Here is a 22,942-nt window from a genome sequence, read left to right as displayed (position 1 = left end):
TGATAATAAATCTTTATAGCAGCATATAATTAACAATACATCTATATAAGAAAATATATAATCTTTCAAAATTATTTTATCCTTTACACCACAAAGGTTAACTTTGCACACGATGGAAGAAAATTATTTAGAAAAACTGAACGAACCACAGCGTTTGGCTGTAGAAGCTACCGAAGGTCCAGTAATGGTGATTGCAGGTGCGGGTTCTGGAAAGACGAGAGTGTTAACTTATCGCATTGCTCATTTACTAAATAAAGGAGTTGATGCTTTCAATATATTGTCTTTAACATTTACCAATAAAGCTGCCCGAGAAATGAAAGAACGTATCGGACATGTGGTTGGTGAAGCGAATGCAAAAGCTCTTTGGATGGGTACCTTCCACTCTGTTTTTGCGCGCATTCTACGTGTTGAAGCACCGCTTTTAGGTTATCCATCAGATTTTACAATCTACGATCAACAAGATGCAGTTTCGGTAATGACAAAGATTATTAACGAAATGCATTTGGATAAAGATATTTACAAAGCAAAACAAGTTTTGGGAAGAATTTCTCAATACAAAAATAACTTGATTACAGTTAGAGCTTATCATAACAATCAAGCTTTAATTGAAGCAGATAATGAAGCAATGCGACCTCGAATGGGCGATATTTATAGAGCTTATGTAGATCGTTGTTTCAAATCTGGTGCAATGGATTTTGATGATTTATTGTTGCGTACCAACGAAATTTTGACGCGTTTTCCTGAAGTTTTAGCAAAATATCAAGAACGTTTCAAATACATTATGGTAGATGAGTACCAAGATACCAATCATTCGCAATATTTGATTGTAAAAGCATTGGCTTCTCGTTACGAAAATCTTTGTGTAGTTGGTGATGATGCGCAATCTATCTATGCTTTCCGTGGTGCAAATATTCGAAATATTTTATCATTCAAATCTGATTATCCTGACGCGAAATTGTATCCATTAGAACAAAATTATCGTTCGACACAAATGATTGTGGAAGCTGCGAATCAGATTATCAAACAAAATCAAGATCAATTAGAAAAAAATGTTTGGACAGCAAATGAAACTGGTGAGAAAATAGCCGTTTATCGTGGACTTTCTGATGCTGATGAAGCACGTTATATTGCAACTCAGATTTGGGAAAGACAGATCAATAAACATCTTCAACCAAAAGATTTTGCTATTCTTTATCGTACCAATGCGCAATCTCGTGCTTTAGAAGAAGCCTTGAGAAAAAGAGGAATTCAGTACCGTGTTTATGGCGGAACTTCTTTCTATCAGCGCAAAGAGATTAAGGATATGGTTAGCTATATGAGGTTATTGATTAATCAAAATGATGAAGAAGCTTTATTGCGAACAATCAATTATCCAGCACGTGGAATTGGTCAAACAACAATTTCTAAACTTTTGGTCGCAGCAGATCAACATCAAATTAGTTTATTTTCTTTAATTGAAAATATTGCGATGTATGCGCCAACAATTGGTATAAATGCAGGAACAGCAAACAAACTGAATGATTTTGTGTTGATGATTAAGCGTTTCCAAGTGATGTTAAAATCGCATGATGTATACGAAGTAACGATGGAAATGGCTAAAACGACACAATTATTGAATGCGTTAAAAGAAGATTCTACACCAGAAGGTGTTTCTCGTTTAGAAAACGTTCAAGAGTTGTTGAACTCGATTCAAGGTTATGTCGAAGAACAACAACAATTAGACGAAGGGGATGCTTCTTTAGGTGGTTTCTTAGAAAATATTGCTTTAGCAACTGATGCGGATAACGAGGAAGATGACGATAACAAGGTAAATTTGATGACTGTTCACTTAGCAAAAGGTTTAGAATTCCCTGTTGTATTTATTGCTGGTTTAGAAGAAAATCTTTTCCCTTCTATGATGAGCGTTAACACGCGCGCTGAGTTAGAAGAAGAGCGTCGTTTATTTTATGTTGCCTTGACACGTGCCGAGAAAGTGGCTTATATGACCTACTCTGTTTCACGTTTTCGTTGGGGAAAAATTATCGATTGCGAACCATCTCGTTTCTTAGAAGAAATTGATGATAGTTTCTTGGATTGGAAAAATCTTAATATTTCTGCAAGAGCTTCTAATAATAGTGGATTATCGGCTGATTTATTTGGAGATGAACCAACGCCGCAACAGTATCAACAACGAGAGAAATCAGTTGCACGGCCTAATCCAAGAGCTCGTGTAGAACCAGCTCAACCAAGGTCAAATTTCAAACCAGTAAATCAAACAAAAAGTAATGCTTCATCAACAGCGAATGCTCAAGGTCTGCAAGTTGGTCAAGTTGTCGTTCACGATCGTTTTGGACGTGGAATTGTGAAAGATTTGCAAGGAGAACCATCAGATATGAAAGCAATTATTCATTTTGATAATGCTGGAGAGAAAAAATTACTCTTAAATTTTGCTAAACTAAAAATTATTCGATCATAATATAAAACTGAAAAAAGGTTACAATAATTTGTAACCTTTTTCAGTTATAAACAACTATTTAAATTATATAATTTAAACTATAACTTTAATTATAAAATAATCATTCATTCAACTTCATCAGTATAAATTGTTTAAATCTTTTGTTGAAAAAAAGAAATAATAAATATCATATATTAAGATTTTTTTAGCATTTTAGCACCACAAATAAACACAAGAACAAAAATTTTATACTCAAATGGATGATATCGTCAATATCATAAGTGGATATGTTTGGTCATATGCATTAATTGGACTTTGCGCTTTAACAGGAATTTACTTCTCTATTCGCACCGGATTTTTACAAATCGTTTACATAAAAGACATGGTTCGCTTGCTATTTAGTGGCGAAAAATCGGACAAAGGAATCACTCCTTTCCAAGCATTTTCTTTAGCTATCTCTGGTCGTGTAGGGACAGGAAATATTGTTGGAGTTGCTACCGCAATCGCAATGGGAGGACCTGGAGCAATTTTCTGGATGTGGTTTATCGCATTTTTAGGAAGTGCATCTGCCTTTATCGAATCTGCATTGGGACAAGTCTATAAGCAAGAAATCGATGGAGAATATCGTGGTGGACCATCATACTACATCGAAAAAGGTTTAGGAATCAAATGGTACGCAGTTTTGTTTGCAATCATTACAATTATGAGCTGCGGATTGTTATTACCAGGCGTACAATCGAATAGTATTTCATCAGCTTTAAACAATGCGTTTGATATTCCTATTTACAATTTTGTCGGAATTCCAATCAACATTGTAGGATTCATCATTATTGGATTATTAGCTTTAATTATTTTTGGAGGTGTAAAACGTTTAGGACAAGCTTCTGAATTCATCGTTCCCTTTATGGCAGGTGCTTACATCTTGATGGCAATCATTATTATTGGAATGAATATTCATCAAGTTCCATCAGTTTTACGATTAATTTTTTCGTCAGCTTTCAATCAAGAATCTCTTTATAGTGGTGTTTTTGGATCTGCAATTGCTTGGGGAATAAAACGTGGAATTTATTCTAACGAAGCTGGTCAAGGAACTGCTCCTCACGCAGCAGCAGCAGCCGAAGTAAACCATCCTGCACAACAAGGTTTAGTACAAGCTTTTTCTGTTTACATCGATACATTATTCGTGTGTACAGCAACTGCTTTTATGATTTTATTTACGGGAAAATACAATGTAAATCACCCAGAAAAAGCGGGAAGTTTCATTACTCAAAATCTTCCTGGTGTAGATTATACAGGTTTTACACAAGCAGCTGTTTCGAGTCATTTTCCTTCATTCGGAAATAGTTTTGTTGCAATTGCTTTGTTTTTCTTTGCTTTTACAACAATTATGGCTTATTACTATTATGCGGAAACGAATATTACATACATTTTCAAAGGAAAAAATACAAAAGTTTATGTATGGATTTTACGTTTTTGTTTCTTGGGCGCTACGTATTACGGAACAATCAAAACTGCTGAAACTGCTTGGGCAATTGGTGATATTGGTGTAGGTTTAATGGCATGGGTAAATGTTATCGCTATTTTATTATTGAGCGGAGTTGGGCTTAAAGTCTGGAAAGATTATAAAGACAAACGTAAAAAAGGAATTAAAAATCCTGATTTCAATCCGTTAGAAATCGGAATTAAAAATGCTACTTTTTGGGAGAACAAAAATAAATAATACAAAAAAGCCACTTCGTTGGAAGTGGCTTTTTTGCTATTAAAAATTATGATTATTGGGCTTGAGTAAACTCTAAATTCACCAATAATTTTACTTTATCCGAAACAACTAATCCTCCTGCTTCTGTTACTTGGCTCCATCCTAATCCGTAATCTTTACGATTGATTTCGCCTGAGAATTCGAAACCAGCTCTTTCTAATCCCCAAGGATCAGTAATAACTCCACCAAAATCTGCATTTAAAGTGATTGGTTTTTTCTCTCCACGGATTTCTAAAGTTCCCTCAATTTTTCCGTTTTGAATACCTGAAGTACTTTCAAATTTCATTTCTGGAAATTGTTCAGCAGCGAAAAAATCAGCTGATTTTAAATGTCCATCACGATCTGAATTTTTTGTATTGATTGAATCTACTTTTGCATCAAATTCAAATTTTGCATCAGAAAAATCGTTACTATTACTTTCTACACCAGCATTGAAATGATCAAAATTTCCTGTTACTGTAGAAATTACCATGTGTTTTACTTTAAATTGAACTTCTGAATGAGAAGGGTCTAAATTCCATTTTGTTGCCATAATGTTTTGTTTTTATTTGTTATTTAAATTGATTTATTTATCCTATTTTGAATGATAACATTCCTAATGATCCGTAAATTAATTTGTCATTAAAAAGTGTTACTTCCTCTTCTTTTCCTTGTAATGCTAATGCGTAAATAGATGGCAAATAATGTTCCATAGATGGTACGGCGAGATTAAATGCGCTACCTTTTTGTACAAAATTGAACAATTCGTCGTGATTACCTGTTTGAACAATATTCTTGAATGTATCATTCACCTCATAAGCCCAATCGTAACCAGCATTTGGCTCGTTCCAATTTAACGCTCTCAAATTGTGTACAACATTCCCACTTCCTACTATTAATACACCCTTACTACGCAAAGCGTCTAATTCCTTTGCTAATTCGTAATGCTCTTTTGGCATTTTATAAACATCCAAACTCAGTTCTATCATCGGAACATCTGCTTCTGGATACAAAAATTTAATCACACTCCAAGAACCGTGGTCAAATCCCCACATTTTGTCTAAATCGACATCTGTTGTTTTAATTAAATTTTTGACCTCTGTAGCCAATTCTGGACTTCCTGGTGCTGGATATTCAACATCGAATAAAGCTTGCGGAAAACCATAAAAATCGTGAATCGTTTTCGGTTGTTCTAAAGCCGTAACTTTAGTCCCTTTCGTTTCCCAATGTGCCGAAATACAAATAATCGCATTTGGTTTTGGGATTGTTTTTCCAATATTCTTCCAACCTTCTACAAAAATATTTTCTTCGATTGCATTCATCGGAGAGCCATGTCCTAAAAATAAAACTGGCATTTTATCAGTTGTAGAAAAACTTGAAGTAATTGATTTTAACGTATTGAAATCCACGATTTTATGACATATTTTATTTATTATTATTTTGCTTTTGGAGCTGCAAATTCTAAGTTAGATGTTAAGGTAACAACATCACCTACAACAGCTTCTGGGAAATTACCACCGATGTTAAAATCACTTCTTTTTACATTTCCTTTTACTGTAAATCCGTACGTTTTAACTCCGTTATTATTGATACTTCCGTTGTAAACTAATTTTAACGCAACTGGTTTAGTTACTCCGTTTAATGTTAAATCACCAATCATTTTAAATTGATTTCCTTTAACACGTGTGATTCCTTTTGAAGAGAATTCTAATTTTGAATTTTTTGCTGCATTGAAAAAATCTGCTGATTTCAAATGATTATCACGTGCTTCAACTCCTGTATTGATAGAGTTGATATCTGCAACTACATGAAATTTTGCATCGCTTAAATCTTCTTTTGTAAAGTTTAAATGAACATCAAAATTTTGGAATTGTCCTTCAACATCAGAAATTGTCATGTGCGAAACAGAAAAACCTAATTTTGAGTGTGCTTTATCATTTGTATAATTTTGAGCGAATGCAGACATTGAAGCTGCTGATAACATTAACGTGAATAATAATTTTTTCATAACGAATGATTATTTGATTGTTTTTAATTAATTATTTTGATAGGACAAATTTAGCTCAGACCTCAATGAGATTTCATTGACATAAGATAAGAAATTAAAAAACTTGATTTTTTCAACTAAAAAACAATCAGATTGTATCAATTAATATTCCAAAAAGTAAAGATTTTGAATTCGTTAACAATAAAAAAACACTTCAATAGAAGTGTTTAATATTATTTTACTGGACTAAAATACCAGTAGGTAGATGTTTTTTTATTCTCGACTTCCAAATATTCTGGAAATGCTTGTGGTAATAAATGTAATTCTTCCGATTTTTTCAAATCTGTTAGAATCTGACGCAAAGGATATCCTTTTTTACGATCGTGAGGAAAATATCCTTTTTCAATTAAGAAAGGCATCATATCCTTCGTCTTTACACGTTCCAACTTATTTTCTGTTAAATAAGCCTGAATATCTTCGCTCATTTTTTTGACCACTTCGCGGTCTACTTTAATATATTCGTTTCTCTTCATATAATTTTACCAATTACCATTCATGTGCGTCAAAATCATAGGACCTTCAGAAGTAACCAAAACAGTATGCTCGTGTTGTGCAAAAACGCCAGGTGCATTTCCTATCATCGTCCAACCATCAGCTTGTTCAATTGCTTCGTAAGAATTTTCTGAAATAAAAGTTTCTAACGCAATAACTGAATTTTTACGGAATCGACGTTTATCATCTGGATCTCTGAAATTCATCAAATCCAACGGTTCTTCGTGCAATGAACGTCCAACACCATGACCAGTTAAATTCTCGATCACATGATAATGATGTTTTTTTGCTTCTTTCTCAATAATTCCACCAATATCAGCGATTTTAACGCCAGATTTTACAGCTGCAATTGCTTTTTGAAGTGCAGAAATCGATGCATCAACAATTTTTTGATAACCATTTACATCTTCTCCAACAACAATAGAACCTCCATTATCAGCCCAAAAACCACCTAATTCTCCAGAAACATCAATATTAATAACATCTCCGTCTTTCAAAATTTTATCGGCTCTTGGAATTCCGTGACAAATTTCTTCATTCACGCTTAAGCAAGTATAACCAGGAAATTGATACGTCTCGAAAGGAGCTGATTTACAACCAAATTTGTGCATAATCTTCGCACCAAAATCGTCCAATTCTTTTGTTGACATTCCAGGTTTTACATAATCTTTCATCTCTTTAAGAGTAACGGCTACAGCTTCGCTGACTTTTTTCATTCCGATTAACTCTTCTTCTGTCTCTATAATCATTGCTTAAATTCTATTGATTTCCTTTTCAGAAATCATTTGCAAATTTACGGGTATTTGTAACGATTATTCGCTTATTTTGATAGAAATTCGTGATTATTGTATAATAGATTATATTGTTGATTGATAAAGAAGTATATCAATCATAATGAAAACGACATTTTGCGATTTGAATTTCATCTTCTACAACACGATATATTAACCGATGTTCATGATCTATTCTTCTTGACCAAAAACCTGCATATTTGTGTTTCAAAGCTTCTGGTTTCCCCAGACCATCAAAAGGATTTCGAGCAATATCTTTAATCAATTCATTGATCTTTTTCAATTTAGATTTATCTGTTTTTTGCCAATACAAATAATCTTCCCAAGATTCATCAACAAAAACGATTTTCATCTATTCTTCAATTAACTCTTTTGTAAACGTTTTCTGAGTTTTTAATTTCTCAATTGCAGCATCCAAACGCTCTTCATTTTTACGAGAAGAAAGCTCGTGATTCGTAGCCATTAGCGAGTTATACTCTTCTAAAGACATAATAACTACACCAGAATTTTTTCCACGATTAATAATCAATGTTTCAAAATTATTCGTCACACGATCAAAATATTCTTTGATATCTTTTCTAAATTCAGAAATACTTGTTATCAACATATGTACAATATTTTGTACAAATATAAGTACAATTAATTATAAATAAACTTGATTTACAATTTTTTAGAAAATAAAAAAATCCGTCAAATGACGGATTTTAAACTTATATTTTTTATAATGATTAATCTGCATCATAGATTAATACTCGTTTTGCTAATTTATTTGGACCATTCAAAAACTCGATATGTTGTGGATGTTTTTGATATGTTTCAAATTGTTCCATCGTTTCGAAAGCGGCAAACAAAGAAAACGAATACGAAGCATCGATAACATCTCTTACGATATTTGCGGGCGTTCCAACATGAAAAAATACTGAAGGAGCAATTGGTTCTAAATCTTTCAAAGCTTGGTGAAATGTATTCACTTCAGCTTCTGTAGCGTCATCTTTTAACCAAAATAATACGTGGTGTGCTAACATAAAATTCTATTTTTAGTATGCAATTTGCATTTTTACTTTCTTATTTTTTACTTTTTGACCGTTCAATTTTTTCAATAAATCAGGAACTTTTTTACGATTAATCGCAACATACGAAGTTGTATCTTTCACTTCAATAATTCCGACATCGTTTTTCTCCAAACCTCCTTTTTTGAACAAGAATCCTACAATATCAACTTTGTTTACTTTGTCTTTTTTCCCTGCAGAAATATAAATCGTTTGGTAAGGTGTACGTTCTGGAATTTTATATGTTCCTCCTAAATTTTCGACAGGTAAATTTTCATTTACAAACGGAAAATGCTCTTCATTACTGATAATTAAATATACAAAACCTTTCGCATTCATACGAGCTGTACGTCCATTTCTGTGGATAAAAGCAGCTTCTTTTGCAGGTAATTGATAATGAATAATCGAATCTACTTCTGGAATATCCAAACCACGCGCAGCCAAATCTGTTGTAATTAAAACTCTAACCGAATCATTTCTGAATTTCAGTAATGCACGTTCACGCTCATCTTGTTCCATTCCTCCATGAAAACTTTCGCGCGCAATTCCTTTTTCATGCAACAAATTGCTAATACGATCAACTGCATCGCGGTGATTACAGAAAATCAACATACGTTTGCTTCCAATTTTACAAATCAAATTGAATAATGTATCCAATTTTTCTTCTGAAATGGTATTCACCACTTTCATGTGTAAATCTGGTTTTACCTCGATTTGTTTTAGATAACTCACGATTTTTTCGTCATTCAATCCAACAAATTCTGGAATATTTTCCATTTCTGTAGCAGAGGTTAAAATACGTTGTTTCAATCCAGAAAGTTGCTCAACAATAAAGCTCATATCTTCTTGAAAACCTAATTCTAACGCTTTATCAAACTCGTCTAAAATTAAAGTCTGAACAGTTGAAGGATCAAAATTTTCGTTACGCAAATGATACGCAATACGTCCTGGAGTTCCGATTAATACAGCCGGAGCTTCTAACAAAGTATTTTGCTCAACTTTTGTATTGTGTCCACCATAACAACACGTTACTTTATAATCAGATTTCATCGATTTGAAAACTGTTTCGATTTGTAAAGCTAACTCACGCGCAGGAACTAAAATTAAGGTTTGAACACCTTTTACATCTGGATTTAAATCTCTTAAAGTCGGAAATAAAAACGCCAATGTTTTACCAGAACCTGTTGGTGATAATAGAATTAAATCTCGTTGATTTTCGGACATTTTGAATGCTGAACGTTGCATTGCATTCATATCTTTGATGCCCAAATTTTTATAAAGTAAATCGATTTGCATGCTGCAAAAATAGTCTATTCTTTCGAATTAATCATTTTTTGACACTGTAGAAATCTTATAATCTTCCATAAATTCATCAAAAAGATTCATGATTTCGAAGTGATTTTTATCTAATGTATTTGCGTCAAACGAAACAACAGCACCATACATTTTATTCCAAAATCTCATGCGCACTTGTAGGAATTTTTGAGATTCATTATTGATAAACTTATCAGCATCAACAACTTTTATATTAATAACACGTTGACGAGGTAATTTCAGCTCTTCAATTTCTAGAATCTTTCCCCATTCAATATAATTCAATTGATCCGTAGGTTTGTAAACAATTCCTTTTTTATCGATCAATAAAATCAATTGTTTTTTCATCAACTTTTTGATTGAAATGATGATGAATAGTAAACTTGGAACAAATAAAATTCCGCTTAAAATTTTTGCAGTTTGCGGAGAGTTAACTTGATTGGCGTTTAAAAATAAATAAATTGAACAAGCAAAAAATAAAAGACTACCGAATAATAATCCCCAATTGCTTGTCTGTTTTGCGTAAACTTTAACTGAATTCAACTGATTTTGTTTTTACAAAAATATAGATTTAATATTTAAGTTATTTTTAAGAATAAACTCTTTTGAGTCTATAAAATATTAAAAATGTAAAAATACCAAAACACATAAAAGTTATTAGAAAAAAATAGAAATTACTAAAATGTGAAAAATTCAAAAATGACAATAAATTATATCCATTAAAAGTTTTTAAAATTTTCAATAAAATAAACGACAATAGAATAATTAAAACAAAATTTATTAAACTTATTTTTTTCTTTATTAATAATAAGCCAAATAAAAGAAAACCCAAAAATAAACCTAAATAAGTTGATAATTTAATCCATAACAAATAATAGAAGATATCTCTAGGAAAACTCTGTTTCGAAGAAAGTTTAGTAAAAGTTTCATCTGTCCCTAAATTAGATACATTTCTTAATAATTCGATATTTGTTAAAAAAGAAAATTGATTAATTGTTATTGCTAAAAAAACAATTATAACAATACCTACTATTAGTTGTCTTAAATCTACTTTTCCCATAATTCAAAATAAGATATATAAATTTGTTTTCAATAAATATACAAAAAAAGAGCCTCAAAAACTGAGACTCTTTCTAATTATCCAAAAATTTCTTGGTATTGTTTCTTGTATTTTTCTAAAATGATTTTACGTTTAAACTTTAACGTTGGCGTCAACTCTCCTCCTTCTACAGTCATTTCATTTGGAATAGTTGCAATCTTTTTGATTTGCTCCCAATGTCCGAAATGATTATTCAGTTGATTGATTTCTTCTTCTAATTTCTTTTTGACAACATCACTTTTCTGAAATTCATCATGAGGAAGATTTACAATTTCCGAAGCATTTGACTGCGCCCATTTTTTGAGATTTGTATAACTCGGAACCACAAAAGCACCAGGAAACTTCTCGCCTTCTCCAACAACCATCAATTGCTCGATGAATGGCGATTCTACCATTTTCATTTCGATTTGTTGTGGAACAATATATTTTCCTCCCGAAGTTTTGTACATTTCTTTTTTACGGTCAACAATTTTCAAGAATTTATTGTCAACCCATTCGCCAATATCCCCCGTATATAACCAACCATCTCTGATTTCTTCGGCAGTTTTTTCTGGCAAATTATGATAACCCATCATCACAATATCACCTTTTACTAAAATTTCGCCATCATCGGCCAATTTTACTTCAACACCTTTCAGCGGAGGTCCAACAGTTCCAATCTTTTTTCCTCGACGAAAACAATTCACCGCAATTACTGGTGAAGCTTCTGTCAATCCATAACCTTCATAAATTGGGATTTCAGCGGCTAAAAATACGCGAACAATTCGTTGTTGAATCGCTGCACTTCCCGTTACAATTGCTTTTAATTCGCCTCCAAGTCCTTCGTACCATTTGTGTAAAACTAATTTTCTAGCAATTGCTAATTTCAAATTATAAATTGCCGAACGCTGATCGTCTTCTAACACAAACTCATCGCCAACTTTTACAGCCCAATCAAAAATAGATTTCTTAAAACCTGATAATTGCGCTCCCGTTTGCATGATTTTTTCATACACTTTTTCAATCACACGAGGAACAGCCGTAATCATATGCGGTTTGATTTCTTTTAAATTATCGCCAATCTTCTCCATCGATTCTGCAAAATATATCGAAATTCCCATGTACACATACAAGTACTGAATTGTTCGCTCATACGCATGACAAGCTGGAAGAAAGGTCAAAGCACGATCGTAAGGATCAAGTGGTGTTGAATATTCGCAAGCAATAACATCTGCAATAATGTTTTTATGCGACAACATCACACCTTTCGGATTTCCTGTTGTTCCTGACGTATAGATTAAAAAAGCTAAATCTTCGTGCTTTACATTTGCGGCACGTTTATCTATTTCTTCTTGTTGAATTGTTTTTCCTTTTTCGATTAAAACATTCCAACTTTCGGTATTTTCAAACTCATCAATCGAGTACAATTGCTCTAATGAAGGCAATTTTGTTTTTAGTTGATTGATTCGCGTGTACAAATCGAGATTACTTGTAAAACACAATTTTATAGCCGAATCGCTAAAAATATATTCGTAATCGTTGTCAGAAATATTCGGATAAATCGCTACCACAACAGCTCCGATTTGTTGTATCGCATAATCTATTATATTCCATTCGACACGATTTTCTGAGATTAATCCCACTTTTTCACCTGGCTGAACTCCACAAGCGATCAATCCTTTTGAGATTGCATTAACATGTTCTAAAAAAGTTGTGGTTTTCATCGGTTTCCATTCTCCATTTTGTTTGGATACAAACATGGATAAATCAGGAAACTTCTCCAGCTGACGTTTTGGTAAATCAAAAATTCTGGTTGCTTCCATAGCGCACTTATAGTTTTGTAATTTTGAAAAGAATTCGTCGAAAATAGCATAAAATGATGAGTTTTTCAAAAATTTTATCTTCAACTTAAAAAGAATTATTTTCGTCATAAATATTACAATTATGAAATATCTAATTCTATTTCTACTATTATTTTACTCTTGTAGCTCTGATTTTAAAAAGTCTTATAAAATTGGAGATATTAAATTATATGAATTACAATGTTCTGGACACTATTATTTGAGCACTGATAATTGTGATTGTAAATATTTACCAACTAATTATTTTATTCCAAAAGGTGGAAATGATTCATTTTTTGAATTATTCTTAAAGGAGAATAAAGGAAAACTTCAAGTTAATTCACTTTATAATGAATTTGAAACTCATGGAAATATCAAAGAAAAAGTAGATTTTATTCTATATACCGATAACGCTTCTTTTATGGATAGTATAAGAAAAGTAAATTATACTGTGATTCGAGGATATTCTAATGGAAGAATGAATCCATAAAAAATCCCTCAATTCATGATGAGTTGAGGGATTTTTTTATTTATAAATTTCTTCGAATTCTTTCTGGTATTTTTTTAGAATAACTTTACGTTTCATTTTCAAAGTTGGCGTTAATTCTCCCGCTTCAATTGTGAATTCATAAGGTAATAAATGAAATTTTTTAATCTTTTCCCAATTTCCAAAATTGACATTTAATTTGTTGATTTCATTTCCTATCAATTCATAAATTTTTGGATGCGTTAAAAATTCTTCAAGAGGTAAATTAATCAATGAAGATTCATTTGTTTTTGCCCAATCAATGCAGTTTTCATACGAAGGAATAACCAAAGCAGCAGGGAATTTTCGTCCTTCTCCAACCACCATAATTTGTTCGATATAATTAGATTCTGAAAGAATTTTCTCAATTTGTTGCGGAACAACATATTTTCCTCCAGAAGTTTTGAACATTTCTTTTTTACGATCGATAATTTTTAAGAATTTATTATCAACCCATTCGCCAATATCGCCCGTATATAACCAACCATCTTTCAAAACTTCAGCAGTCGCTACAGGATTTTTATAATATCCTTGCATGATATTTTTTCCTTTTGCTAAGATTTCTCCGTCTTCAGCTAATTTAATTTCAATATCAATCAAAGGAATTCCGACAGTTCCGATTTTCATTCCACGTTTGATGCAATTTACAGACAAACATGGTCCAGCTTCTGTTAAACCATAACCTTCGTAAATTGGAATTCCGGCAGCTAAATACAATTTCAATAAACGAGTTTGTAAAGTTGCACTTCCCGAAGCAATTCCTTTAACATTTCCGCCAAGCGCTGCTTTCCATTTCGAAAAAATTAATTTTCGAGCAATATTTAATTGAAATTTATACCAAGCAGAAAGCTTTGATTCATCTAAATCATACTGTTCTCCTAACGAAATTGCCCAAAAGAATAATGCTCTTTTAATTCCTGTCAATTGTTCTCCAGTCGCCATAATTTTATCGTAAACTTTCTCTAAAACACGTGGAACAGCCGAAAAAATATGCGGTTGAACTTCTTTCATATCTTGCCCAATCGTATCCATTGATTGCGCAAAATAAATTGGTAAGCCCATTTTGATGTACACATATTGAAAGACGCGTTCATACGCATGACAAGCAGGTAAAAAAGACAACGCTTTATCATACGCTTTTACAGGAAAAGAATATTCGGAACTATTGACATCAGCCAATAAATTTTCGTGAGAAAGCATCACACCTTTCGGATTTCCAGTTGTTCCAGAAGTATAAATAAGAGTTGCTAAATCAGTTGGTTTTACATTGTCCATCTTCGTTTGTAAAACCTCATCAGCAATAGAAATTCCTTTCGAAATTAATTCAATCCAATTTGGTGTATGCGGATAAGTATTAAATGTATAAACTTGTTCAAGATTTGGAATACGATCTTTAATTCCTAATAATCGTTGATACAACGCGTCATTGCTCACAAAACAAAGTTTGATTTCGGCATCATTTAGAATAAATTCGTAATCATTGTCCGAAATATTGGGATAAATTGCCACAACGACAGCTCCAATTTGTTGAATTGCAAAATCTACTAAATTCCATTCCAAACGATTTTCGCAAATCAACGCAACTTTATCATTTGGTTGAACGCCATTTGCAATCAAACCTTTCGAAATATTATTTACTCGATTGATAAAATCTGTTGTCGAAATTCCCTTCCATTCTCCTTTTTCTTTGTAATTAAAAATCGAAATGTTAGGTGTATTTTTTTCTTGAAATCGAGGTAAATCGAATACTCTTTGCGGTTGTTTCATATTCTTGAAATAAGGATACAAATTTCTGCTAATTCTTTCTACTTTAGAAATTATTTGCTCATTCTTTTCTCAAAAAAATTAAGTTTATTATCAATAAAAATCATTTTACTTTTTTGCAATAATTATACTATACTCTCTTTCAACTTTTTCGCCAGCTTTACTAATCACACTTTCCGAAAATGTTTTTGTATCTTCAATCGAAAATTTAGCAGATTTCAATAGTTTTATCACTTCATCTTCTGTGTACAAATTGAAGCCAAATTGAGTAAAAGGCAATGTTTCCATAAATTCCTTTTTAGCAAAAGTAAGCGCAAATTTCCCGTTGAATTTCAAGACTCTATAAATTTCACTCAAGAAAAATTCAGGATTTTTCCAAAAATAAATTGTATTTACCGTGAAAATTTTATCAAAGCGTTTTTCATAAAAATGAATTCTTTCATCCGTAATTATTTCAAATCTAATATTTGCATTCAAATAATCAGAATTGTTCATAATAGCACTATTTTTCATGACCTGTGAAAGTTCTAAACCAATATATTCTAAACCATTTGCTTGATTCAATACATAAGATAAATGCTTACAATTTCCATGACCTAACTCCAAAATTTGTTCTTGATTTTGTAATTGTAAATGATCTATTGTCATTTTCGTCATTCCAAAATTACTTTCACTCATTTGCTCACCAATTTCAATTCCTTCGTCTCCATTTGGACAACTCAATTGTTTCGCAAGGCTTTGTAAATCAATATTATTTTTCATTTAATTTATTTATATAGAATAATTCTAAATTAATAAATATTAATCATTATACGCGTGATTTTAATCATTTAAAAATTACATCTTACCTTTGAAAAATAGTAAAATAGATGAGGGATATTATACGAACTGAAGACGAAGATGATTTCAAACTGTTTTGTTTGGAATCTGTAGCAGATATTGAAGAGCAAAATGATTCGCAATTATTGGAATTTTTGGAACATTTGGCGCGAGAATTTCAGATTACGAATGTTTATAAAACGACTGATAGCTTTGAAGGTTTCGAGGAAAGTTTGACCAATCTTCTTTATCATGATAAATATTTTAGAGATTATAAAATCATTTATTTAGTTTTTGAAGGACAAGGAAATCAAATTCAAATTGATGATTATTACTATAGTTTGGAAGAAGTTGCTGAGATTTTTCAAGGAAAATTAACTGATAAAATTGTTCATTTTTCGAATACAATGAATTTGGATTTGGAAGACGAAAGTTTTCAATATTTTATTGATGTGACGGGCGCAAAAGCTTTGTCTGGATATGTAAATCCTTCTCCAATTTTGAGTACGATTTTGGATCAATATTATTTTTGTTTAGCGAAAGAAATTGATGACGAAGAAGAGCTTGTACATGCGTTGTTTGATAAACATGCAAATATATGCCTGAAATTAGGTTTTAGATTGTATCATTAAAACTAAATTAACTACACAAAAAACTTGGAGATATAATCCTATAGTTAAAATGAAAAGTGCGCACTTATATACAATTTAAAATTATAGAGATAGAAACTGCAAGATTTAATTCTTAAAAATAATGTATAAAATTACATTAATATAAACTTAAACAATTCATTTATATATTTTAAGATAAATGCTATATCATTTTTTTAATTTTATTATTATTTCAATTTATCTTTCAAGAATTGTGCAGTATAGGATTCTTTTGCTTTGACAAAATCTTCTGGTGTTCCTTCAGCAACTAAATAACCACCTTTTTTTCCTCCTTCTGGACCAAGATCAATTACCCAATCGGCTACTTTGATAATATCCATATTATGCTCGATTACAAAAACCGAATGTCCCAAATCAATCAAAGCACGTAACGCTTTAATCAATTTCTGAATATCTTGGAAATGTAGACCAGTAGAAGGCTCATCGAAAATAAACAAGGTTTTGTTTGTTGTTTCTCCTTTCGTCAAGAAAAAAGCCAACTTCACACGCTGCGCCTCTCCACCAGAAAGTGTATTTGACGATTGCCCAAGTTTTACATACCCCAAACCAACATCTTGCAATGGTTTTAGTTTTTCGACAATTTTATTTTGTTGATGCGTTGCAAAAAAGTCAATTGCTTCATCAATTGTTAGATTTAAAACATCTGAAATCGATTTTCCTTCAAACTTAACTTCTAAGATTTCTTTCTTGAAACGTTCTCCGTGACAATCTTCACAAATCAGCTCTACATCAGCCATAAACTGCATTTCGATGGTAATCGTTCCTTCTCCTTTGCACGTATCACAACGACCGCCATCTACGTTAAACGAAAAATGTTTTGGTTGAAATCCCATCACTTTACTCGCTTTTTGATTAGCAAATAAATTTCGAATATCGTCGTAAGCTTTTACGTAAGTTACAGGATTAGAACGCGAAGATTTTCCAATCGGATTTTGATCGATTAACTCAATACCTTCCAATTGTTTTAGATCTCCAACTAACTCATCAAAATCACCAATTTTATTTCCAAAAATCTCGAAATGACGTTGAACAGCTGGTGCTAAAATATCTTTCATTAACGTCGATTTTCCTGAACCTGAAACACCTGTAATCACAGTTAATTCGTTCAGAGGAAATTTAACATCAATATTTTTTAGATTATTTTCTCTTGCTCCAATAATTTTCAGATAATTAGGAGATTTTAGACGTTTTTTAGGAACTTCAATTTCTAATTTTCCGTTCAAATATTTAGATGTTAATGTATCACCTTTTAATAATTCATCATAGGTTCCTTCAAAAACTACTTCACCTCCATTTGTTCCCGCTTCTGGACCAATATCGATGATATAATCGGCAGCTTTCATAATGTCTTCATCATGTTCTACTACAATCACTGTATTTCCTAAATCGCGTAAACGATGTAAAATCGTAATAAATTTGGCTGTATCTCGCGAATGTAAACCAATCGAAGGCTCGTCTAACACATACATCGAACCAACCAAACTACTTCCCAAAGAAGTTGCTAAATTGATACGTTGTGATTCTCCTCCAGATAAGGTATTCGAAGCTCGATTTAGCGTTAAATATTCTAAACCAACATCTAACAAAAACGTTAAACGCGACTTAATTTCGTATATAATTCGACCCGCAATTTGCTGATCATATTCGTTAAATGTAATACTTGTGAAGAAATCATTCAACTCATTCAAAGGTAAATCAACCAAATCATTAATCGATTTATCCGCAATTTTCACGTAATTAGTTTCCTTACGCAAACGCTTTCCTTTACAAGTCGGACAAGTTGTTTTTCCTCTATAACGAGACAACATTACACGATATTGAATTTTGTATGTATTCTCCTCAACCATTTTGAAGAAACCATCCAATCCTTCCCAATCATTATCTCCGTGCCACAAATAGTCTTTTTGCTCTTCTGATAATTCAAAATATGGTTTATGAATTGGAAAATCTACTTTTTGAGAAAGTTTGATAAAATGATTTTTCCACTCGCCCATTTTCTCACCTTTCCAAGCTACAACTGCATCTTCATAGATTGACAACGATTTATTTGGAACGACAAGGTTTTCCTCAACTCCAATTACTTTCCCATAACCTTCGCAAGTTGGACAAGCTCCATAAGGATTATTGAAACTAAAGAAATGAATCGTTGGTTCATTGAAAATCAGACCATCTGATTCGAATTTATTAGAAAAATATTTTACCGAATTATCTTCTACATTTACAATCGCTATTTCTCCTTTTCCTTCGAAAAAAGCCGTCTCGATAGAATCTGCCAAACGATGATAAAAAGATTCTTCATCCTCTGTTGGCAAAGCGATACGATCAATGACAAGATGAACGTCATTTTCGGGTTGAGGCTCAAAATTAAATGAAATTAAGTCTTCAATTTTTACTTGATTTCCATCCACACTCAAACGTGTAAACCCTTGTTGTTGAAGAATATTCAAATGCTCTGCAAACGAACGTTCCTCTGGCACAACCAATTTTATTTGAAGAATAAATTTAGTTTCAGCCGCAAAAGTTTGTAAATAATCAATTGCATCCGTTACCGAATCTTTTTGAACTAATTCTCCTGTAATCGGCGAATATGTTTTTCCAATTCGTGCGTACAACAACTTTAGATAATCATAAACTTCTGTTGTTGTCCCAACTGTAGAACGTGGATTTGTTGAATTTACTTTTTGCTGAATCGCGATTGCAGGAGCAATTCCTTTGATATAATCAACTTGAGGTTTATCTAATTTCCCTAAAAACTGACGTGCATAAGACGACAAACTTTCGACATAACGACGCTGACCTTCCGCATACAACGTATCAAAAGCCAAAGTAGATTTCCCAGAACCAGACATCCCAGTAATCACGACCAATTTATTTTTTGGAATCGCTAAATCAATGTTTTTTAAGTTGTGCAATTTTGCACCTTTAATCAGAATAAATTCTTTCGGATCAAGTTGATTGATATCTTTTTTCATCGTGGCGTAAAGTTAAGTTATTTTAGAAAGTTAAACTTAATTACCACAAAAATTCGTCATAAAATTATAAGGTATAAAAGATAATAGATTAGGTGTAAATATAAAAGCGCATCAACATGTTGACGCGCTTTTTTCAATAAAAAAATAAAAATTTATTCCTGAAATAATAAATAATTTTCTTCGTTTAACTCTTGATATCCAACATCGTACACATAAAAAATCGTGCCGTTTTTTGATTCATCTACATTTGTAATGTATTTAAAATCAAAGTTTCTCAAACTCAATTCGTTTTTATTTACCGAACGAGCGCCTTCATCTAATAAGGTTTTCAATATACGATTATTCTTTCTTAATCTGTTATTAATATTACGAACAATTTCAACTTTATCGCGATTAAGATTATTATTATAAGAATTTCGACAAAAATCGTTACAGAACTTTTTGTCTTTTCGACCAAATAGTGTTTGGTTACATTGGAGGCATGTATTCATAAGATAGATTTTAGGTTTGTAAGTACAAATATAAAAAAAAGTTATTCAATTTACAAATACTTAACCTTATGTAGTTTTGTCTTTAAATCAAACTCTTAAATATTTAGTAAATGTTTATCATCATATTTATTATTTTTGTTTAAATTTTATTGATTTTGAAAATTTTAAACAAATTACCCGACCCATTTATCCTATTTTTATTCGTAGCCATTGTTGTCGCCTATTTTTTTCCTGATATTAGTTTGTGGTCTTACAAGGATTTCAATCTGAATACAATAATAGATATTGGCGTTATTTTAGTTTTCTTTTTTTATGGATTAAAACTTAATTGGAAAGAAGTATTCAAGGATTTAGCAAACTGGAAAATGCATGTCTTGATTCAATCTATTACATTTATATTTTTCCCATTATTAGTATTGTGTTTTTATCCGTTAGTAAAAAGTTACCCAATTTATTTTACACTTTATGTCGCAATATTTTATTTAGCCGCATTACCAAGTACCGTTTCTTCGTCAGTTGTAATGGTTTCGATTGCGAAAGGAAACATACCAAGCGCTATTTTTAATGCAAGTATTTCTGGACTAATAGGTATTGTTGTTACACCGCTTTGGATGAGTTTGTTTTTATCAAAAAGTAATGGTGAATTTGATTTATTAGCCACTTTTTTGGATTTGGTTCTTAAAATTATTTTACCTGTTTTTGTCGGCGCACTTTTACAACCTTATTTAGGGTTTTTTTACAATAAATATAAAAAACAATTCGGGAATTTGGATAAACTAACCATTGTACTTATTGTTTACAACAGTTTTAGTCATACTTTTTTGGATGGATTATTCTCAAAATTAGGCGTTCTTCCGTTGTTGGCAGTTTTCATAATTGTAGTTGCGTTATTCTTTTTCTTTTTTAATCTTTCAAAATGGGTTGCGAAGAAAATGAATTTTAATCGAGAAGATGACATCACCATTCAATTTTGTTCGACTAAAAAATCATTGGTTCATGGCTCGGTAATTGCAGCAGTTATTTTTACGGGAGATATCGGTATTTATTTGATTCCGATTATGCTTTACCACACTTTTCAGTTAATTTATATCAGTTATATCGCCAATCAATATGCTAAAGAAGTTGAATAAAACTTATCGAAGTATTCTTATTTTTCTATTTCAAATTATTTTATTTTCGATACTATTTTCAATAGAAAGCGTTGATGATTTTATCGTGAATCATCTTACATTTCCAATTTCAGGATTTATTGCAAAAATCACGAATTCAGTTCATTTTCCTGTTGGAGAATTATTTTATTTAATCATTGGAATAATCGGTTTTGTATTGATTTTTAAATTGATTCGAAGTTTTTTTAAATCAAAAGAAAAAATCTCGCATTCAATTTATTGCATTATGATTTTTGCAAACTGTATTTACTTTATTTACACATTTGCTTGGGGCGTGATGTACAAAAAAGAAACGTTAACAATTGACAAAGAAGAAATCGTTATTCAACCTAAAATTCTGAAAGAAATCTATTGCTACGAACTTGATAAAGCAATATCAACAAGAAATTTAATCGAACACAATGATTCGACAACCACGATAAAATTCAAATCAGATTTAGAAGAGTATAACCAAGAGTTTTTTGCTTTACAATCTCAAGTAAAAAAGTAAAATGGTTGAAAAATTATCGATTATTAAATGATACACATTACAAATTATCTTGGATTTCGGAAATGCAAAATTATATGGGAATTTTGGGATACTATAATCCTTTTACGGTAGAAGCAAATCTGAACCGATACAATACAAATTTGAAACAACCTGCTACGCTTTTTCACGAATATGGGCATCAAATGGGATTTGCATCAGAAAGTGAAGCTAATTTTTTGGCTTATTATTTAGGCACAAAATCTAAAAATCCTGAAATTAATTATTCTGTTTATTACAAAAGTATTTACACACTGTTAGGCGCTATTTACAAATCTGATCCGTATTTTGTGAAAATGGAATTGGATAATATGCATTCTAAAATAAAGCAAGACAGAAAAGCCGAATTAAAACATTATTTGAAATATGAAGGCGCTACGAGCGATACTTTTTCTGAATTAAATAATCAGTTTTTGAAGGCAAATAATCAAGAAGGAACGATAAGTTATAGCAAATATGTCGAATTGATTTACTTGTTGTATCAAACAAAAAAAGCAACGAATTAATCGTTGCTTTTCTATTATTGTTAAAGTTTTAATTATTTAAAATTAATTTTTCCGCCAGCTAATTTTTTCTGATTACGCTGCGTTGGATTACCATAAATATCAATCACTCCACCTGCTCTAGTTTTTGCTTCTACAGATTTCTCTGCTCTCGCTTCTATTACACCACCAGCATTTGTTGTTAAACTTGCTGTATCAGAATTTAATGTTTTCGAATAATATTTTCCTCCAGAATTTGCAATTACAGTCTGAAATTCTGTATCACCAGTTAAAATTACTTCTGCACCAGAATTTATTTTGACTTCTAATTTTGATGTTTCGATTGGTAATTTGATAGATGAACCTTCGTTAGACGTCAAATACAATGCTTGCGATTTTACGACATCATCAGAATAAATGCGAGAACCTTGACTTGCCTGAATTTCGTATAACGATTTGTAATAAACCTTAACCGTTGCTTCTCCTCCTTGCATCAATTTGGTTCCTGTCATTTTCAATTTCAGTTCACCTTTATTATTCTCAACTTGAACATCACTTGCATTAACTCCATCTATTTTTACTAAGTTTTCATTTGAAGAAATTAATTCAACCGGAATTTTATCATAAACTTTTAAGATATTAAAATCTCCAACATTTATCTCTTCTTGCGCAAATGCAAAAGTTGAACAAAATATAGCGGCTGCTGACAATACGATATTTTTCATAAAAAAGTTTTCT

The 22,942-nt window shown here is 31.6% G+C and carries 24 protein-coding genes; 7 read left to right on the top strand and 17 right to left on the bottom strand.

Translation table 11 applies throughout. The features are described from left to right. The first annotated feature begins 112 nt into the window (after positions 1–112). On the top strand, positions 113–2,455 hold the full coding sequence (locus HXZ74_RS01020) for an ATP-dependent helicase (protein WP_280048912.1): 2,343 nt from the start codon (positions 113–115) through the stop codon (positions 2,453–2,455). A 235-nt stretch (positions 2,456–2,690) separates the two neighbouring features. After that, a complete protein-coding gene (locus HXZ74_RS01015) occupies positions 2,691–4,154 on the top strand; it encodes an alanine/glycine:cation symporter family protein (protein WP_280050954.1) in 1,464 nt (487 codons plus the stop codon). 52 nt (positions 4,155–4,206) lie between these two features. On the opposite strand, the gene HXZ74_RS01010 is transcribed toward HXZ74_RS01015, so the two are convergent. The 12 genes from HXZ74_RS01010 to HXZ74_RS00955 form a co-directional block, all read right to left on the bottom strand. Beyond that, entirely contained in the window at positions 4,207–4,725 is a 519-nt protein-coding gene (locus HXZ74_RS01010) for a YceI family protein (RefSeq protein ID WP_115000649.1), read from the bottom strand. Positions 4,726–4,762: 37 nt separating this feature from the next. After that, the gene (gene ygiD, locus HXZ74_RS01005) at positions 4,763–5,581 is read right to left on the bottom strand and encodes a 4,5-DOPA-extradiol-dioxygenase (RefSeq protein ID WP_115000650.1); all 819 of its coding nucleotides are present in this window, start codon (positions 5,579–5,581) and stop codon (positions 4,763–4,765) included. 26 nt (positions 5,582–5,607) lie between these two features. After that, entirely contained in the window at positions 5,608–6,180 is a 573-nt protein-coding gene (locus HXZ74_RS01000; RefSeq protein ID WP_115000651.1) for a YceI family protein, read from the bottom strand. 212 nt (positions 6,181–6,392) lie between these two features. Next, positions 6,393–6,692, bottom strand: coding sequence for a hypothetical protein (locus tag HXZ74_RS00995; protein WP_038331664.1), 300 nt, complete (start codon positions 6,690–6,692; stop codon positions 6,393–6,395). Positions 6,693–6,698: 6 nt separating this feature from the next. Further along, positions 6,699–7,460, bottom strand: coding sequence for a type I methionyl aminopeptidase (gene map / locus HXZ74_RS00990; RefSeq protein WP_115000652.1), 762 nt, complete (start codon positions 7,458–7,460; stop codon positions 6,699–6,701). Positions 7,461–7,596: 136 nt separating this feature from the next. After that, a complete protein-coding gene (locus HXZ74_RS00985; protein ID WP_286473426.1) occupies positions 7,597–7,854 on the bottom strand; it encodes a Txe/YoeB family addiction module toxin in 258 nt (85 codons plus the stop codon). Beyond that, positions 7,855–8,109, bottom strand: coding sequence for a type II toxin-antitoxin system Phd/YefM family antitoxin (locus HXZ74_RS00980; RefSeq protein ID WP_286473425.1), 255 nt, complete (start codon positions 8,107–8,109; stop codon positions 7,855–7,857). It abuts the gene before it with no gap. 121 nt (positions 8,110–8,230) lie between these two features. Next, the gene (locus HXZ74_RS00975; RefSeq protein ID WP_286473424.1) at positions 8,231–8,527 is read right to left on the bottom strand and encodes a Dabb family protein; all 297 of its coding nucleotides are present in this window, start codon (positions 8,525–8,527) and stop codon (positions 8,231–8,233) included. 12 nt (positions 8,528–8,539) lie between these two features. Next, complete coding sequence (locus HXZ74_RS00970) at positions 8,540–9,847, bottom strand: DEAD/DEAH box helicase (protein ID WP_180906721.1); 1,308 nt, start codon at positions 9,845–9,847, stop codon at positions 8,540–8,542. 27 nt (positions 9,848–9,874) lie between these two features. Continuing rightward, positions 9,875–10,408, bottom strand: a complete 534-nt coding sequence (locus tag HXZ74_RS00965; RefSeq protein WP_286473422.1) for an STM3941 family protein — start codon at positions 10,406–10,408, stop codon at positions 9,875–9,877. A 46-nt stretch (positions 10,409–10,454) separates the two neighbouring features. Beyond that, on the bottom strand, positions 10,455–10,925 hold the full coding sequence (locus HXZ74_RS00960) for a hypothetical protein (RefSeq protein ID WP_286473421.1): 471 nt from the start codon (positions 10,923–10,925) through the stop codon (positions 10,455–10,457). 77 nt (positions 10,926–11,002) lie between these two features. Continuing rightward, a complete protein-coding gene (locus HXZ74_RS00955; protein WP_115000661.1) occupies positions 11,003–12,766 on the bottom strand; it encodes an AMP-dependent synthetase/ligase in 1,764 nt (587 codons plus the stop codon). A gap of 121 nt (positions 12,767–12,887) precedes the next feature. Here HXZ74_RS00955 and HXZ74_RS00950 point away from each other — a divergent pair, with 121 nt between their 5' ends. Then, positions 12,888–13,274, top strand: a complete 387-nt coding sequence (locus tag HXZ74_RS00950) for a hypothetical protein (RefSeq protein ID WP_286473420.1) — start codon at positions 12,888–12,890, stop codon at positions 13,272–13,274. Positions 13,275–13,310: 36 nt separating this feature from the next. On the opposite strand, the gene HXZ74_RS00945 is transcribed toward HXZ74_RS00950, so the two are convergent. Continuing rightward, complete coding sequence (locus tag HXZ74_RS00945) at positions 13,311–15,077, bottom strand: AMP-dependent synthetase/ligase (RefSeq protein ID WP_280061381.1); 1,767 nt, start codon at positions 15,075–15,077, stop codon at positions 13,311–13,313. A 105-nt stretch (positions 15,078–15,182) separates the two neighbouring features. Next, positions 15,183–15,836 (bottom strand): class I SAM-dependent methyltransferase, encoded by a 654-nt coding sequence (locus tag HXZ74_RS00940; RefSeq protein WP_038331641.1) that lies wholly within the window; start codon positions 15,834–15,836, stop codon positions 15,183–15,185. 107 nt (positions 15,837–15,943) lie between these two features. On the opposite strand from HXZ74_RS00940, the gene HXZ74_RS00935 reads away from it, so the two are divergent. Next, a complete protein-coding gene (locus tag HXZ74_RS00935; RefSeq protein WP_115000667.1) occupies positions 15,944–16,525 on the top strand; it encodes a DUF6642 family protein in 582 nt (193 codons plus the stop codon). A gap of 206 nt (positions 16,526–16,731) precedes the next feature. On the opposite strand, the gene uvrA is transcribed toward HXZ74_RS00935, so the two are convergent. Together uvrA and HXZ74_RS00925 are read right to left on the bottom strand one after the other, a co-directional pair. After that, entirely contained in the window at positions 16,732–19,536 is a 2,805-nt protein-coding gene (gene uvrA, locus HXZ74_RS00930; RefSeq protein WP_280061380.1) for an excinuclease ABC subunit UvrA, read from the bottom strand. A gap of 152 nt (positions 19,537–19,688) precedes the next feature. Beyond that, complete coding sequence (locus tag HXZ74_RS00925; RefSeq protein ID WP_280061379.1) at positions 19,689–20,027, bottom strand: hypothetical protein; 339 nt, start codon at positions 20,025–20,027, stop codon at positions 19,689–19,691. Between the two features lie 155 nt (positions 20,028–20,182). Between HXZ74_RS00925 and HXZ74_RS00920 the strand changes: the two genes are divergently transcribed. From HXZ74_RS00920 to HXZ74_RS00910, 3 genes are read left to right on the top strand one after another with little or no spacing between them, the layout of a single operon-like run. Then, complete coding sequence (locus tag HXZ74_RS00920; protein ID WP_280061378.1) at positions 20,183–21,157, top strand: bile acid:sodium symporter family protein; 975 nt, start codon at positions 20,183–20,185, stop codon at positions 21,155–21,157. Then, positions 21,138–21,686 carry a DUF3810 family protein gene (locus tag HXZ74_RS00915; RefSeq protein WP_286473419.1) on the top strand — a complete coding sequence of 183 codons (549 nt, stop codon included), beginning with the start codon at positions 21,138–21,140 and terminating at the stop codon, positions 21,684–21,686. The genes HXZ74_RS00920 and HXZ74_RS00915 overlap by 20 nt, the downstream gene beginning before the upstream one ends. Positions 21,687–21,691: 5 nt before the next feature. Continuing rightward, positions 21,692–22,228 (top strand): DUF3810 family protein, encoded by a 537-nt coding sequence (locus tag HXZ74_RS00910; RefSeq protein WP_286473418.1) that lies wholly within the window; start codon positions 21,692–21,694, stop codon positions 22,226–22,228. Between the two features lie 32 nt (positions 22,229–22,260). Here HXZ74_RS00910 and HXZ74_RS00905 read toward each other — a convergent pair whose 3' ends face one another. Then, positions 22,261–22,929, bottom strand: coding sequence for a head GIN domain-containing protein (locus HXZ74_RS00905; RefSeq protein ID WP_280061376.1), 669 nt, complete (start codon positions 22,927–22,929; stop codon positions 22,261–22,263). Positions 22,930–22,942: the final 13 nt, after the last annotated feature.

Source organism: Empedobacter sp. R750 (assembly GCF_030324345.1).
GTDB classification, from domain to species: Bacteria; Bacteroidota; Bacteroidia; order Flavobacteriales; family Weeksellaceae; genus Empedobacter; species Empedobacter falsenii_C.
The sequence above is the reverse complement of the archived record's forward strand: the minus strand, read 5'-3'. Positions and strand labels throughout refer to the sequence as shown.